A 13,634-nucleotide genomic window follows, 5' to 3' on the forward strand; every position below is an offset into this window, starting at 1 on the left:
ACAAATTCTCGGTATTTCTTATAGGAATAAGAAGGATAAAACTGTTTTGCCATCTAGCTGATTTTGCCAATACACAGTAGAATATGCGCTCTCTTCAAGTCACATTGCGGCATGGTTCAAAAGACCAGCCCGTGGAGCCAAAATCAGCATGTTTATCGTGGCCGGTGCATCAGCACACTCTTCTTTTAAGAAAACGCAACTATTAACACGTCTATCTTCGATTAGTTCTGTTCAAGAAATTGAAAGCCAATGGGTTTATTTATTTGACCAAGCGCTGACTGAGCAGCAACAGCAATCTGCTTTACAGCTGCTTAACGATGGTCAATCTTTTGAATTGCGTCAAGCTGCAAGTGATGAAGTCCAAATATTAGTGACGCCGCGAGTCGGAACAATTTCTCCGTGGTCATCGAAAGCAACGGATATTTTCGCTAACTGCAATACACCGGTTCACCGCCTTGAACGCGGTGTTTTGTTTACTTTGAAGGGTCTAAAAGACGTTTCTGACGAAGTTAAACTGGCACTGCATGACCGTATGACGGAAAGTGTTTTTGCGCAAATTGCAGATGCCGCGGCATTGTTCTCTGAAACTGCACCAAAACCTTTAAACAGTATTGATATTTTAGGTCAAGGCAAAGATGCGCTGGTGAAAGCAAACTCTGAGTTTGGTTTTGCGCTGTCAGATGAAGAAATTGATTATTTAACGGCTGCATTTGTCAAAATGGGCCGCAACCCGCACGATATCGAGCTGATGATGTTTGCCCAAGCAAACTCTGAGCATTGCCGTCATAAAATCTTTGGTTCTGAATGGACAATTGATGGTGAAAAACAGCCATTGTCATTGTTCCAAATGATCAAGAACACGTATAAAGAATCACCGACAGATGTGCTGTCAGCATATAAAGACAACGCCTCTGTGATTGTGGGTTTCGATACACAGCGTTTCTATCCAAAACAAGATGCTGAAACAGGGCATCACGTTTATAAATATAAGAGCCAAGCTGCTCATATCCTGATGAAAGTGGAAACCCACAACCATCCGACTGCGATTGCACCTTTTGCCGGTGCAGCGACGGGTTCGGGCGGTGAAATCCGTGATGAAGGCGCAACAGGCCGCGGCGGTAAACCGAAAGCAGGTTTAACCGGTTTCACTGTTTCTAACTTGAATATTCCGGGCTTTGAACAGCCTTGGGAAGAAAACTACGGCAAGCCGTCACGCATGGCGTCTCCGCTTCAAATTATGATTGAAGGCCCATTGGGCGGCGCTGCATTCAACAACGAATTTGGCCGTCCTGCACTAAATGGTTACTTCCGTACCTTTGAACAAAATGTAAATGGCGATGTAAAAGGCTTCCATAAGCCCATTATGATTGCTGGCGGTTACGGCAACATCCGTCCTGACCATGTAGAAAAAGATGCAATCCAGCCGGGTGACTTGCTGATTGTTCTTGGCGGTCCAGCCATGCTGATCGGCCTTGGCGGCGGTGCAGCATCTTCTGTAGACAGCGGTAAATTGGGTGAAAATCTGGATTTCGCTTCTGTACAGCGTGAAAACCCTGAAATGGAACGCCGCTGCCAAGAAGTGATTGATGCTTGCTGGCGCATGGAAGATTACAACCCAATCGTGTCTGTACATGACGTGGGTGCAGGCGGTGTATCGAATGCGATGCCTGAGCTTGTGAATGATCATGAATTGGGCGCTGTGCTTGATCTACGTAAGATTCCATCTTTAGAGCCGGGCATGTCTCCAATGGAAATCTGGTCAAACGAAGCGCAAGAGCGCTATGTATTGGCGATTCGTCCAAGTTCTTTAGAATTATTTGAATCAATTTGTGCACGTGAACGCTGCCCATTTGCAGTATTGGGTGAAGCGACTGAAGCGCGTCACTTAACCGTTGAAGATCCATTGTTTGAAAACAAAGCTGTGGATATGCCAATGCAAGTGATGCTTGGCGGCACACCGCGTATGAGCCGTTCATATGAAACCATTGAACGTCAAGGTGATGACTTCACAGCTGAAACAGTGACGGATCTTAAAGATGCAATTTACCGCGTTCTGAAGAACCCGACTGTTGCGTCTAAATCGTTCCTCATCACCATTGGTGACCGTTCAATTACCGGTATGGTTGCGCGTGATCAGTTTGTGGGCCGCTGGCAGGTTCCTGTTGCTGATGCAGCGGTAACCACAACAAGCCTTGTGGGTTATACAGGTGAAGCAATGGCGATGGGCGAACGTCCGCCGGTTGCGTTGCTAAACCCAGCCGCTTCTGCGCGTTTATCAGTTGCTGAATCAATTTCAAACATTATGTCTGCAAAAATTGACCAGATCAGCGACATTAAATTGTCTGCAAACTGGATGGCGGCTGCAGGTCAAGTGGGCGAAGACCAAGCTTTATTCGAAGGCGTAAAAGCCATCGGTATGGAAATGTGTCCTGCTTTGGGTATTGCCATTCCAGTGGGTAAAGACTCATTGTCTATGCGTACCACTTGGAATGATGAAGGCGAAGATAAAGCCGTAACATCTCCTATGACAGGCGTGATTACAGCATTTGCACCAGTGACTGATGTTCGTAAAACACTGACACCAGAACTGAAAAATGAAGAATCTGTACTGGTACGTATCGATCTTTCAAAAGGTCAATTCCGTCTAGGCGGTTCGATCCTTGCTCAAGTTTATAAAGCCATTGGTTCTGTTACGCCAGACGTAGACAGCTTCGATGACTTCAAAGCATTCTTTGCATTGGTTCAAGATTGGAACAACCGTGGTCTAATCAAAGCGTACCACGACATCGGTGATGGCGGTTTGCTGGCAACTGTTGCAGAAATGATGTTCGCTGCGCGTCTAGGTGTGGCACTTGAAGATCAATCAACTGAAAGCCTATTTGCAGAAGAAATTGGTGCAGTGCTTCAAATTGCGAAAGCGGATTGGATCGCATTAGAAACTGAAGTCGCAGCATCTGCACTGAAAGATGCAATTACAGTGGTAGGTACTGTAAATAATTCTGACCAATTGACTGTAAACGGCTTAGTGCTTGAGCGTGCAGACCTTCAAGTGGCTTGGACTGAAGTGTCGCATCAAATTCAGCGTCTGCGTGACAACGTAGAAACAGCAGATCAAGAATACGCGTTGATTACTGACAAATCACATGCAGGTTTAATTGCTAAACCAACATTCGATTTGAATGAGCCAATTGAAGCGCCGTACATTAATGAACGCCGTCCAAACATGGTGATTTTACGTGAACAAGGCGTAAACGGTCATGTTGAAATGGCTGCAGCATTCGACAAAGTCGGCTTCAATACTGTCGACGTACACATGAGCGACTTGCTTGCTGGCCGTATCAGCCTGGATGACTTCGAAGGCCTCGTGGCATGCGGCGGCTTCTCTTATGGCGACGTTATGGGTGCAGGCGGCGGTTGGGCTAAATCGGTGCTGTTCAACCCGAAACTGCGCGACCAGTTTGAGAAATTCTTCAACCGTGATGAAACCTTCTCTTTAGGTATTTGTAATGGCTGTCAAATGCTGTCGCAATTGGCTCCGCTGATTCCAGGTGCAGACAACTGGCCGCGTTTTCACCGTAACACGTCTGAAATGTTTGAAGCGCGTGCAGTCAACGTTCGAGTTGAAAAATCGAATTCTGTATTGTTAGAAGGCATGGAAGGTTCAATTCTTCCAATCGCAGTTGCGCATGGTGAAGGGCGTGTGGTTGCGCCTGAATCTAGCATTGCAGCATTGAATGCAGGCAATCAAGTGATCTTGCGTTATGTCGACAGCCAAGGCAACCCGACACAGCATTACCCAATGAACCCGAACGGTTCACCAGAAGCGATTTCAGGTGTGACATCTGTAGATGGCCGTGCAACGATTATGATGCCGCACCCTGAGCGTAACTTCCGTGCGATTCAGCATTCTTGGAAACCGGAAGATTGGGATCAAGACGGCGCATGGTTACGTATGTTCCGCAATGCGCGTAAGTTTATTGGTTAATCTGAAGTCAGTATTTTAAAAAGCCGCCTTCGGGTGGCTTTTTTATTGAATAGTCTTTTTTGTTTTTAAATTTTTATTTCTCTTGCTGACGTTGGTTCAAATTTTGCTTTTATATTTATGTAAAACTGATATTGTGTAATAAATGCACAAATATTGTGCGATATAGAAGAACGGCAAATTATTCAGTAAATTCAGTATCAACACTCTAGTATGAGGTGATGACATGATAAAAACAGTTACGTATGAGGCGGTAGACAAGTCTGTACTGCGTAAGAAGGGATGGAAGCTGTTTGGTGCGGTTGTGTGTTTGCAGTTGGTGTTTTTAGTTTTGGGTTATGTTTTGCAGATGTAATATTTGTGAATTAAAGAAACCGCCGAGAGGCGGTTTTTTATTAAATGTGCTTGTATATAAAAACAGTGAGCACTTTTAGTTGGCATAATTTTAAATAGACTGAAAAATTTTATATTGTTCATATAAATATGATTTTACTTTTCATGGGCGAAAAGTAACAAAAGCCCTTTGTTAGACTGATGGGACGTCCTGTCCTACAGTCTAACGGCGACATCCATGTCGCAGGTCATGTGATTTGATTAGTCTTTGAAAATATTTTCGTAAAAGCAATAAAAACTGTCGGTTCTTTTAAATCGTGCAATTTGAGTTGATCCGGGATAAAGAGGAGAGGATACTTCTTTTAAAAAACCAAAGCTTACAAATTCCATATTGGGGTTTTCAATATCAAACTCATATTTTGGATTATCTAGATTAGTTTTTACTGCAGATAGGTCATCTATTAAATGAATGAGATGGCTATTTAACCTTGTTATAATATAAGTATATTTATCAAATTCTTGCTTGAAAATTTGTTTTTGTGTAAAAAGTTGAAAAGCTTTAGCCAGCATTTTTGCTTGTTTATCTAAAATTGTATGTTCAAGTATTTTGAATATTTCAAATCCTAATCTTTGGTGATTAGGATTTTCTTTCATAAACTTTTCAATATCATTTGCATCTAGTTCTAATGTTTCAAGAAAAGTTTTGACTTGTAAATAATATAAGCCTTCATTTGCCAGTTTTGATTGTAAGTAAATTTCATTGGCAGAGCTTCTTAAAGCTTCAGGTATACCGAATGTTCCACTATTTCCAAACTGCCATAATAGATGTTTTGAGGTAGTTGAAATATATTGAAGTAATGGATGATTATTCATAATGACTATTTGAATTTATAATTAACAATCATATATCTATATTTTCAAATAATTCAATGCTCAAACTCATTTACTACGTTCCCGAATCACACCTTGAATCGACTAAACTTGCTGTCTTTGAAGCAGGCGCAGGCGGTATAGGTAATTATGAACACTGCGCTTGGCAGGTGCTGGGCACAGGGCAGTTTAAACCTGTAAAAGGCGCAAATCCCTTTATAGGTGAGCTGGATATTTTAGAGCAAATTCCAGAGTGGCGGGTGGAAACCATTGTGCCGGAAGATAAAGCCAGTGATGTAGCGAGAGCTTTAAAAGCCAGTCATCCTTATGAAGAGCCAGCTTTTGAGTTTATTCAAATGGTGGATGTTTTTTATTAAGTATAAAAATATAGGATGAAGTAATTTGAATAGAGAGAGGAAAACTATATTTTGGATATTCCTTCTCTCTCTGGGATGCGGAATATATTCCGCAAGAGGATGAGGGTATTTAAAATTACCTCTCCCTAACCCTCTCCTTAAAGGAGAGGGAATTGCTGGTCGATTTAAACCTTCTGAATAAACAACTCACGATCAAAACGATACTGCGGAAAGAACACGCCATCTTCAGCACGCTCGCCTGCACCAATCACCATGACAGGGTACTGCTGATCATTCAGGTTCAAAATTTTCTTCACTAAAGGTTCGTCAAAACCCTCCATCATGCAGCTGTCAAAACCATAAGCGCGCAAAGACAAAACCAGATTTTCACATGCAAGTGCGGTTGTTTTGCTTGCCCAAAGTTTGGCATCAGCCGTATTGAATGCAGTAACCGGCAACTGTTTATCCAGTGTGCGTGCAACTTTGAAAGCAACTTTCTTAAAGTTACCTAATGCATTCATGTAACCTGTTTTGTAGTTGTAAGGAATGAACTTGTAATATTTCTGTACGGCAGCAGGCGCTTCTGGAAATGGAAATTCTGAAATATTACGTTTTGCCATTTCATCAAGGCGGTCAGTGCGCGCAACGCAAACAATCAGTTCAGAGGCAGTTTTAGCGGCTAATTGACCTAAACAGGCTTTTACCAGCTGCTTTTTCTTGGCAGGGTTTTGCACCACATAAAATGTCCAAGGCTGTAAATTAGATGAGTTCGGCGCAAGTAAGGCTAAGTCTAAGCAAGCATCCAGCACATCAGAAGGAATGGCTTTATCGGTAAATTTACGCACTGAACGGCGGCTTTCTACAACTTTACGGAAATTATCGGCATCAATATCTTGAGGCGCAGGTTCGTAATAGCGTTTCTTTTCTGTTTTTACTGACTCTGACATGAGGCTTCATTCCTATAAAATGGTTGATGAATTTGAATAATTAGTCGTGTTTCTAGATATAAGGGCATTCCATAAAAAAACCACCTGCATAGATCAGATGGTTTTTAAATCAGCGGGCTTTAAAGGCGCTAAGCATCAGTTAAACTGAGCAAAATCAGGCTTACGCTTTTGCATAAATGCAGCGACGGCTTCAAGCATTTCCGGCGAGCCAACGCGGCCCATGAAAATTTCAGCTTCGTGATCAATCCAAGCCACAATTTCATTTACATTGTGCTTCATTAAAGATTTAGACTGAACCAATGACGCTAGCGGCAGAGCAGACAGCTGAGCGGCTTTTTTTGCAGCGGCGGCATAAACGTCTTCTTCAATGCTGTTGACTAAGTTGGCAGAAACCGCAGTTGCGCTATCAAATTTTTGCGCAGTTAAAAGCAGTTCAGCGGCTTTATGATAGCCTGCCTGTTCAACCAGCAGCTTGCTTGAAGCGCCTTCAGGCGACAGCCCGAGGCTGACAAATGGAATTTGGAATAAAGCCGTATTATCGCTGTACACCAAATCGCAGTGCAGCAAGACAGTTACTCCAATACCGATAGCAACGCCGCGCACAGCCGCAATCAGCGGCTTAGAAAATTTAGCGGCCGATTTAAGCAGAATAAACGGAGCGCCTTGAGACGCAGGGGCTTGGCCTTTTTGCGCTGCAGATTTCATGAAATCCTGCATATCGTTGCCGGCAGTAAAATCTGCATCAGCGCCACGCAATATTACTGCACGCACGCTGCCGTCGACATCCGCTTCATCTAAAGCCTGCGCAATTTTTAAATACAGCTCGCTATACAAGGCATTTTTGGCTTCTGGGCGGTTAATGGCTAATGTCAGTACGCCATTATCTAAATTCGCATTCAAATGTTCATGAGGTTGTTGAATACAGCTCAGTGTCATCGTACTATCCTTGCTTTCAATTAATTCAAATTTTCTGGGCTCATTATGTCGCATTTTTTGCAGACAGTCGCAACTCATGAGTTCATAAAAAACGAAGATCTTGCTATGAACTATACATTCGATTATTTGGTATTCATCGGCCGTTTTCAGCCTTTTCATTTGGCGCATATGCAAACCATACAAATTGCGCTGAAGCAGAGCCATTACGTGATTTTGGCTTTGGGCTCCGCGCAAAATGAACGGAATATCAAAAATCCATTTACGGCAGAAGAGCGTGAGCGAATGATTCTGTCAAATTTTTCGGCAGAAGATCAAAAGCGGATTAAATTTGTTGCGGTAATAGATGTTTATAATGATGAAAAATGGCAAAAATTAGTCAAATCATTGGTGGCGGGCATCACTCAGCCGGATGACCGTATTGGGCTGATCGGGCATTTTAAAGATGATTCATCTTACTATTTAAAATTTTTCTCAGAATGGGAAATGGTTGAACTGATCAGCCTGCAGGATTCTATGTCTGCAACGCCGGTGCGTGAAGCTTATTATCGCGGTGACGTGATTGAATCCGCTTTCCCGGCAGGTACCCGTGAATTTTTACATAAGTTTAAAGAAACGCCAGTTTATCAACAATTGCAGCACAAATTCTTGACGCAAGATAAAAGCAATTTAATTTAAATTTCGTTAATTTTAAGGCCGGGCAGGTCATCAAACTGTATAGAGGGTGTGGGATAGTGATTGTGTGCTGGAGTATGAAATGGATGTCACAAAAATGAGGAGGCTGGGATTGGCTGCCGGCATTGCCGCATTAAGCCTGTTGAGCCAGCTGCATGCGCAGAGCTGGACATTAACTGATGCAAGCAGTGTGAGTTTTGATATTAAGACTGTAGGCCTTTCGGTGGTCAAGGGTGTTTCAAATCAGCCTCAGTCACGTCTGTATTTTGACATTCATATGCCGCAAAACGCATCTGTGGTGGTCACGCTGGTTGCCAGCACTTTGCGGTTTAGCAATCCTGCCTTAACGCCAATGATTTTGGGTGAAGATTTTTTTAACTCAGCGCAATATAAAACGGTTACGTTTAGAAGTACCGAATTCGTCCCGCAAGATCAAGACCGGTTTAAAGTTGAAGGTGATTTAACTTTACGCGGTATTACCAAGCCGGTGACTTTTGATGTGGTGCTAAAACCGAATGCGCTCAACCCGAGGTTGCTGGATGTTTATGCGGTTGGCTATATCAACCGCAGTGATTTTGGAATGAAAAAATCGTATGGAGGCGTCGGTGAAAAGGTCAGTATTCAGTTAACTGGGCAATGGCAGGTTAAATAGCCGGCAGTTCAAGACAGCGGCTCATTCATGATCAGTCCAGCCTGTGTCCGCAGCAGGCGGGTTAATGTATCCAAGACCTCCGATTGCTGTTTCCAATGATGCCAATAAAGTGGCAATTCTAAATGCAAATCTGGAGCAGCTTCTATCAATTTTTCCTCCTTTAAATATTGCGCAGCTTGGTAATCGGGCAGCCAGCCATATCCTAAGCCTAATACAGCGGCATCTAAAAATGCGCTTGAAGATGGAATAAAATGATGCGGATATTGCGAAGGATTGAGTCCAAACCGCTGCTGAATTGTTGCTGTATGCATTTGATCTTTGGCATTGAAAATCAATGCGGGCGCATGGCGAAGCGCATCTCGGTTAACCCCGTCAGCAAACCATTGCTGAACAAATGCAGGCGTGGCAACAAAACGGTAGGTCATACTGCCCAAGTACTCAGCAATGCAGCCTTTCATGGCCTGAGTTTCTTGTGTGACACAGGCATTAACTAGACCCGCTTCCAGTAAATGATGCGTTTCAGATTGATCATCTACATGAAAATGCACGGTAATTTTGTGTTCAATTAAAGCAGGTCTAAGCAAGGGCAAGAGCCAAGTCGCCAGAGAATCCGCATTGGCGGCAATATTGACCTGATAAAAAGCGGCGGTTTGCCCCGTGAGTGTTTGAATAAAATTTTGCTCAAGCAGTCGGCTGTGCTGCAAATAATGCAAGAGGGACTGGCCTGCTTGGGTTGTCCGGCAGGGCCTTTCACGGACAATCAGCACATGCCCTAAGGTTTTTTCTAAACTTTGTACCCGCAGTGTCACAGCAGATGCTGTAATGCATAAGCGCTCTGCGGCCAAGTCAAAACTTCCCGTTTCTGCAACGGCTAAAAATGCGTCACACTGTTTGTGGTTAAGCATTATTCATCTCATGATTAACTTAGTAAAATTTAGGTACGCTTATATTTACTAAATAATACTTAATTTGATATGAAAAAATAGATAATGCATCAAATTTTTCTTGATGCGATTGCATGATGCTGAATACATATTTGCAGGGGCTGGCCGTTGGCTTGAGCTTGATTATTGCCATTGGCGCGCAAAATGCCTTTGTTTTGAAGCAAGGGCTGAAAAAGCAGCACGTATTTTGGGTGTGCTTTGCCTGCGCGCTTTCGGATTCTTTGCTTATTTTAATGGGGGTGTCGGGCTTTTCGGCAGTATTGCAGCATTATCCGCAAATCATTCAATTTGCTCAATGGGGCGGGGCGCTGTTTTTATTTTGGTATGGCCTGCAGCATGCGCTGCAGGCATTGAAAGCGGAGTCTACCATGCAGCTGAGCGCAAACAGTGAAAGCCGTTTGATGCAAATTCTGTTGATGTGCATGGCCTTAACTTGGCTCAATCCGCATGTATATTTGGATACAGTAATTCTGCTGGGATCAATTTCTACCCAGTTTACGGATAAAGCCCTTTTTGCTGCTGGCGCAGTATCTGCATCTTGGCTGTTTTTCTTTACGCTGGGCTATGGGGCAAGAGTACTGATTCCTGTATTTGAAAATCCGAAGGCTTGGCAGTTTCTGGATGGCATAATTGCTGTCATTATGTGGGCAATCGCCATATCTTTAGTATTTGATTTTTAAGGGCTGCAGGCAGCTTCCGACCTTTTATTTTTGTAGGTTTAATCATGCTGATGAAATAAAAGCCTAATCAGGATTAGGCTTTTATAGTGATTGCTTGCAATATCTGCCAATGGCGGCTGTTAAAATTTCAGTGTTTAAGCCTGCAGCGCTTTGATATCTTCCAGCACTTGTTCAGCATGTCCAGCCGCTTTGACTTTACGGTATTCCTTCACCAATTTGCCGTTATGGAAAATAAAAGTAGAACGCTCAATGCCCATTACTTTTTTGCCATACATGTTCTTTTCTTTAATCACATCAAAATGATTGCAGAGTATTTCTTCTTTATCGCTGATTAAGTTAATGCTCAGATTTTGCTTTTCTGTAAAGTTCTGATGCGCTTTTACAGAGTCACGTGAAATGCCGATAACCGTTGTATTCAAGCTGTCAAACTGATCTTTTAAGCATGAAAAGCCAATGGCTTGCGTGGTGCAGCCCGGTGTCGAGTCTTTCGGGTAAAAATATACAATCAGCCATTCTGCCGGCAATTCTGCAAGATTGATTTCGCCGGTTGTGGCAGGGAATGCCTGATTTGGTAAAGTAATGTCTGACATACAGATTCCTTCAAAATATTGACTGAGATTCTAATTCAAGGGTTAAGAATGCATAATCATCATGATACAGAATTTCCCCTTGGCGTACAGCGACCGGGTTTTTAAATAGAGGGCCATCCAGTACGGTGGTATGAAATTCACCGCCTTCACCGCAAGGATCAATGCCTCTGCGCTGCAATGCATGGATATAGTCTAAGCTTAGAGTTTGCCCCAAATCCTCTGCTGTCATTCCAAGAGTTAAATTGACGGTTGTCACTATGGTTCGGAATCCAAGCTGGATAAATTCCTGTACAACCTCTAAATGCGGCCGTTGCCAAAGCGGCATATGCAGTTCCAGCCCAGCCTGCAGGGCGACTTTTTCATGCCAGCACCCATGTTCAGGCAGGTCTAAATCTCCCGTCACTAAGGTTTGGGCGCCCATATCTTGCGCTTTGCCAAGCAGTTTTAAAAATTCCGCTTCATAATCTTGCCAGTTGGCGCATGCCGTTAGAATAGGCAGGCCAATAGATTGAGCCTGCGCATAGATAATATCTAAGGGCATGGCATGAGAGCGGGAGCGCAAGCCTTGCTCTTCCAGCATAATGATCAGCCCGAGCGCTTCACCATTTTGCAGTGCGGCATGCAGGGCTAATGTGCTGTCTTTGCCGCCGCTGTATGACGCAATGAACTTTTGGCCTTTCAGGGGCATCCGCCACGATTTTGACATAGCATTCCTTAAATTTAATCCATAAAAAAGCCTGCATCATGCAGGCTTTTTCGGCATTAGAAATTATTTGTTCGGCGCTTGAGCAGATTTCATTGCTTCTTCAGTTAAGCTTTTTAATTTGCCAGTTAACTGCGGGCCAAAACAAGCTTGCAGGTCTTTATTTTGCTTTTGAACAAAAGCTAAAGTTGCAGGGCTTTTCTTTTGGTTAATGGTACTTTGGATTTCCCATTTTTGCGCGTTGGTTAAACGGCCGTCTGCTTCAACTGCACAGGTACAGTATTTGCTGACTTCAGCAACAGATAATTTTTTGCCTTTGCCAGTCTCTTCTTTACAAACATTAATTAACGCAGATTTTACGTTAGTGCTCTTATAAGCTTGCTGAAGCTTGTCATTGTCTGCATGCGCAGCAGAAGCAAATAACGCTGCCGCAGAAACTGCCGCAGAAAGAATAATGTTTGATTTTAAAATATTCATAAACCCTACCTTGTTATTTCGGTATGTAACGTGTCGGATCTTCAACGCCAGCATCTGCAAAACCTTGTTTACGCAGACGGCAGCTGTCGCATTTACCGCAAGCACGACCTTGGTCATCTGCTTGATAGCAAGACACCGTTTGACTGTAGTCTACGCCATGTTCTATACCTAAGCGAATGATATTTGCTTTGGATAAATGTAACAGAGGTGTTTCAAACTTAAGGGGTTTTCCTTCAACGCCCACTTTTGTTGCAAGGCGCGCCATGTTGGCAAAGGCTTCAATAAATTCAGGACGGCAGTCTGGATAACCTGAATAATCAACAGCATTGATGCCGATGACAATGGCTTCCGCGCCAAAAACTTCGGCTGCAGCCAGTGCATAAGATAAGAAAATTGTGTTACGCGCTGGAACATAAGTTACAGGAATACCTTCCTGTTCATGATCAGGAACATCAATTGTGTGATCTGTTAATGCAGAACCGCCAAGGTTGCCTAAATCAATGTTGATAACACGGTGCTCAACACCAGCTTTCGCTGTTAATTCACGGGCTGCATCCAGCTCAGTTGTAGAACGCTGGCCATACATAAAGCTGAGCGCAATGCATTCATACTGTGATTGAGCCCAAGCGAGGCAGGTAGTTGAGTCTAAACCGCCAGATAACAGTACAATCGCGCGAGGACGCATGTCTTTCTCCAAAATCTATATTACTTAAAAATCTATATCACTTAGCGGCCGGTTTCATCGTTCCAAAGCAGTTTATGCAGCTGCAGCTGGAAACGGACGGGGAGACGGTCTTCTAAGATCCATTGCGCAAGATCACGCGCAAGCTGAGGCAGGCGCACAACGCCTTTTTCGACTGCAAATGCAGGAGAAAACCAAATAGTGCCGGCTTTTTTATTCAACTCAAGCTGTTGAACTTGCTGTTTAGACCATTCGTAGTCTTCACGGTCGCAAATCACAAACTTAATTTGATCATGCTCAGTTAAATAATCAATATTTGAAAGCAAATTCCGTGCAGATTCGCCAGAAGCAGGTGTTTTTAAATCCAAAACTTTTGAAACCCGCGGGTCAACTTTAGAGACATCCAAAGCGCCGCTGGTCTCCAGTGATACTTCACAGCCTAAATCCGCCAAGCGCTGCATCAGCGGCAATGCGTTCGGCTGTGCCAGCGGCTCACCGCCAGTTACACAAATATAGGGGGTTTTAAAATCGAGCGTGGTTTGAATAATGTCGTCTAATGACTTGCGTTCACCGCCTTCAAAAGAATAAGTGGTATCGCAATAAGTGCAGCGCAGCGGGCATCCGGTTAAGCGGATGAAAACTGTCGGTAAGCCCGCAGTATTGGCTTCACCTTGCAATGAATAAAAAATCTCCGTGATACGTAAACCCGCAGACGGATCAGAAACAGGAATAGCAGCAGAACGAAGGGTACTCATAACAAAATTAACCAGATATAAAAAAACAAAAAATCTCTACGATCATTTCTAATCG

The 13,634-nt window shown here is 43.5% G+C and carries 15 protein-coding genes; 6 read left to right on the plus strand and 9 right to left on the minus strand.

Translation table 11 applies throughout. The annotated features are described in order from the left end of the window. Positions 1-148: 148 nt before the first annotated feature. Positions 149-3,985: a phosphoribosylformylglycinamidine synthase gene (purL, locus tag AZH43_RS08695; protein WP_067668761.1), complete on the plus strand. Its 3,837-nt coding sequence runs from the start codon at positions 149-151 to the stop codon at positions 3,983-3,985. 223 nt (positions 3,986-4,208) lie between these two features. Next, positions 4,209-4,337 (plus strand): KGW motif small protein, encoded by a 129-nt coding sequence (locus AZH43_RS19065; protein WP_264753349.1) that lies wholly within the window; start codon positions 4,209-4,211, stop codon positions 4,335-4,337. A gap of 239 nt (positions 4,338-4,576) precedes the next feature. Here AZH43_RS19065 and AZH43_RS08700 read toward each other — a convergent pair whose 3' ends face one another. After that, entirely contained in the window at positions 4,577-5,188 is a 612-nt protein-coding gene (locus AZH43_RS08700; protein ID WP_067668763.1) for a hypothetical protein, read from the minus strand. A 56-nt stretch (positions 5,189-5,244) separates the two neighbouring features. Between AZH43_RS08700 and AZH43_RS08705 the strand changes: the two genes are divergently transcribed. Then, positions 5,245-5,562, plus strand: coding sequence for an NGG1p interacting factor NIF3 (locus tag AZH43_RS08705; RefSeq protein ID WP_067668765.1), 318 nt, complete (start codon positions 5,245-5,247; stop codon positions 5,560-5,562). A gap of 164 nt (positions 5,563-5,726) precedes the next feature. On the opposite strand, the gene AZH43_RS08710 is transcribed toward AZH43_RS08705, so the two are convergent. Both AZH43_RS08710 and AZH43_RS08715 read right to left on the minus strand, forming a co-directional pair. After that, the gene (locus AZH43_RS08710) at positions 5,727-6,488 is read right to left on the minus strand and encodes a nitroreductase family protein (protein WP_067668767.1); all 762 of its coding nucleotides are present in this window, start codon (positions 6,486-6,488) and stop codon (positions 5,727-5,729) included. 135 nt (positions 6,489-6,623) lie between these two features. Continuing rightward, positions 6,624-7,424 carry an enoyl-CoA hydratase-related protein gene (locus tag AZH43_RS08715; RefSeq protein ID WP_067668769.1) on the minus strand — a complete coding sequence of 267 codons (801 nt, stop codon included), beginning with the start codon at positions 7,422-7,424 and terminating at the stop codon, positions 6,624-6,626. Positions 7,425-7,529: 105 nt separating this feature from the next. On the opposite strand from AZH43_RS08715, the gene AZH43_RS08720 reads away from it, so the two are divergent. Continuing rightward, the gene (locus tag AZH43_RS08720) at positions 7,530-8,099 is read left to right on the plus strand and encodes a nicotinate-nicotinamide nucleotide adenylyltransferase (protein WP_067669127.1); all 570 of its coding nucleotides are present in this window, start codon (positions 7,530-7,532) and stop codon (positions 8,097-8,099) included. A 79-nt stretch (positions 8,100-8,178) separates the two neighbouring features. Then, positions 8,179-8,748, plus strand: coding sequence for a YceI family protein (locus AZH43_RS08725; protein ID WP_067668771.1), 570 nt, complete (start codon positions 8,179-8,181; stop codon positions 8,746-8,748). A gap of 8 nt (positions 8,749-8,756) precedes the next feature. On the opposite strand, the gene AZH43_RS08730 is transcribed toward AZH43_RS08725, so the two are convergent. Beyond that, the gene (locus AZH43_RS08730) at positions 8,757-9,653 is read right to left on the minus strand and encodes a LysR family transcriptional regulator ArgP (protein ID WP_067668773.1); all 897 of its coding nucleotides are present in this window, start codon (positions 9,651-9,653) and stop codon (positions 8,757-8,759) included. Positions 9,654-9,769: 116 nt separating this feature from the next. On the opposite strand from AZH43_RS08730, the gene AZH43_RS08735 reads away from it, so the two are divergent. Further along, positions 9,770-10,372, plus strand: a complete 603-nt coding sequence (locus AZH43_RS08735) for a LysE/ArgO family amino acid transporter (RefSeq protein ID WP_067669129.1) — start codon at positions 9,770-9,772, stop codon at positions 10,370-10,372. 134 nt (positions 10,373-10,506) lie between these two features. Here AZH43_RS08735 and AZH43_RS08740 read toward each other — a convergent pair whose 3' ends face one another. From AZH43_RS08740 to queE, 5 genes are all read right to left on the minus strand, one after another. Then, entirely contained in the window at positions 10,507-10,962 is a 456-nt protein-coding gene (locus AZH43_RS08740; RefSeq protein ID WP_067668775.1) for a peroxiredoxin, read from the minus strand. A gap of 10 nt (positions 10,963-10,972) precedes the next feature. Then, positions 10,973-11,668 (minus strand): Dph6-related ATP pyrophosphatase, encoded by a 696-nt coding sequence (locus AZH43_RS08745; protein WP_067668777.1) that lies wholly within the window; start codon positions 11,666-11,668, stop codon positions 10,973-10,975. A 63-nt stretch (positions 11,669-11,731) separates the two neighbouring features. Further along, a complete protein-coding gene (locus tag AZH43_RS08750; RefSeq protein ID WP_067668779.1) occupies positions 11,732-12,142 on the minus strand; it encodes a hypothetical protein in 411 nt (136 codons plus the stop codon). A 13-nt stretch (positions 12,143-12,155) separates the two neighbouring features. After that, positions 12,156-12,827, minus strand: a complete 672-nt coding sequence (queC, locus tag AZH43_RS08755; RefSeq protein WP_067668781.1) for a 7-cyano-7-deazaguanine synthase QueC — start codon at positions 12,825-12,827, stop codon at positions 12,156-12,158. Positions 12,828-12,868: 41 nt separating this feature from the next. After that, positions 12,869-13,579 carry a 7-carboxy-7-deazaguanine synthase QueE gene (queE, locus tag AZH43_RS08760; protein ID WP_067668783.1) on the minus strand — a complete coding sequence of 237 codons (711 nt, stop codon included), beginning with the start codon at positions 13,577-13,579 and terminating at the stop codon, positions 12,869-12,871. Positions 13,580-13,634 lie beyond the last annotated feature (55 nt).

This window comes from Acinetobacter pragensis, from assembly GCF_001605895.1.
Lineage (GTDB): Bacteria > Pseudomonadota > Gammaproteobacteria > Pseudomonadales > Moraxellaceae > Acinetobacter > Acinetobacter pragensis.

Excerpts from the sequence above, each read along its gene's own strand:
- AZH43_RS08745 (WP_067668777.1), bottom strand. The coding sequence starts at position 11,668 with ATGTCAAAATCGTGGCGGATGCCCCTGAAAGGCCAAAAGTTCATTGCG.
- AZH43_RS08705 (WP_067668765.1), top strand. The coding sequence starts at position 5,245 with ATGCTCAAACTCATTTACTACGTTCCCGAATCACACCTTGAATCGACT.
- AZH43_RS08700 (WP_067668763.1), bottom strand. The coding sequence starts at position 5,188 with ATGAATAATCATCCATTACTTCAATATATTTCAACTACCTCAAAACAT.
- AZH43_RS19065 (WP_264753349.1), top strand. The coding sequence starts at position 4,209 with ATGATAAAAACAGTTACGTATGAGGCGGTAGACAAGTCTGTACTGCGT.
- queC (WP_067668781.1), bottom strand. The coding sequence starts at position 12,827 with ATGCGTCCTCGCGCGATTGTACTGTTATCTGGCGGTTTAGACTCAACT.
- AZH43_RS08740 (WP_067668775.1), bottom strand. The coding sequence starts at position 10,962 with ATGTCAGACATTACTTTACCAAATCAGGCATTCCCTGCCACAACCGGC.
- AZH43_RS08735 (WP_067669129.1), top strand. The coding sequence starts at position 9,770 with ATGCTGAATACATATTTGCAGGGGCTGGCCGTTGGCTTGAGCTTGATT.
- AZH43_RS08750 (WP_067668779.1), bottom strand. The coding sequence starts at position 12,142 with ATGAATATTTTAAAATCAAACATTATTCTTTCTGCGGCAGTTTCTGCG.
- AZH43_RS08730 (WP_067668773.1), bottom strand. The coding sequence starts at position 9,653 with ATGCTTAACCACAAACAGTGTGACGCATTTTTAGCCGTTGCAGAAACG.
- queE (WP_067668783.1), bottom strand. The coding sequence starts at position 13,579 with ATGAGTACCCTTCGTTCTGCTGCTATTCCTGTTTCTGATCCGTCTGCG.
- AZH43_RS08725 (WP_067668771.1), top strand. The coding sequence starts at position 8,179 with ATGGATGTCACAAAAATGAGGAGGCTGGGATTGGCTGCCGGCATTGCC.
- purL (WP_067668761.1), top strand. The coding sequence starts at position 149 with ATGTTTATCGTGGCCGGTGCATCAGCACACTCTTCTTTTAAGAAAACG.
- AZH43_RS08710 (WP_067668767.1), bottom strand. The coding sequence starts at position 6,488 with ATGTCAGAGTCAGTAAAAACAGAAAAGAAACGCTATTACGAACCTGCG.
- AZH43_RS08720 (WP_067669127.1), top strand. The coding sequence starts at position 7,530 with ATGAACTATACATTCGATTATTTGGTATTCATCGGCCGTTTTCAGCCT.
- AZH43_RS08715 (WP_067668769.1), bottom strand. The coding sequence starts at position 7,424 with ATGACACTGAGCTGTATTCAACAACCTCATGAACATTTGAATGCGAAT.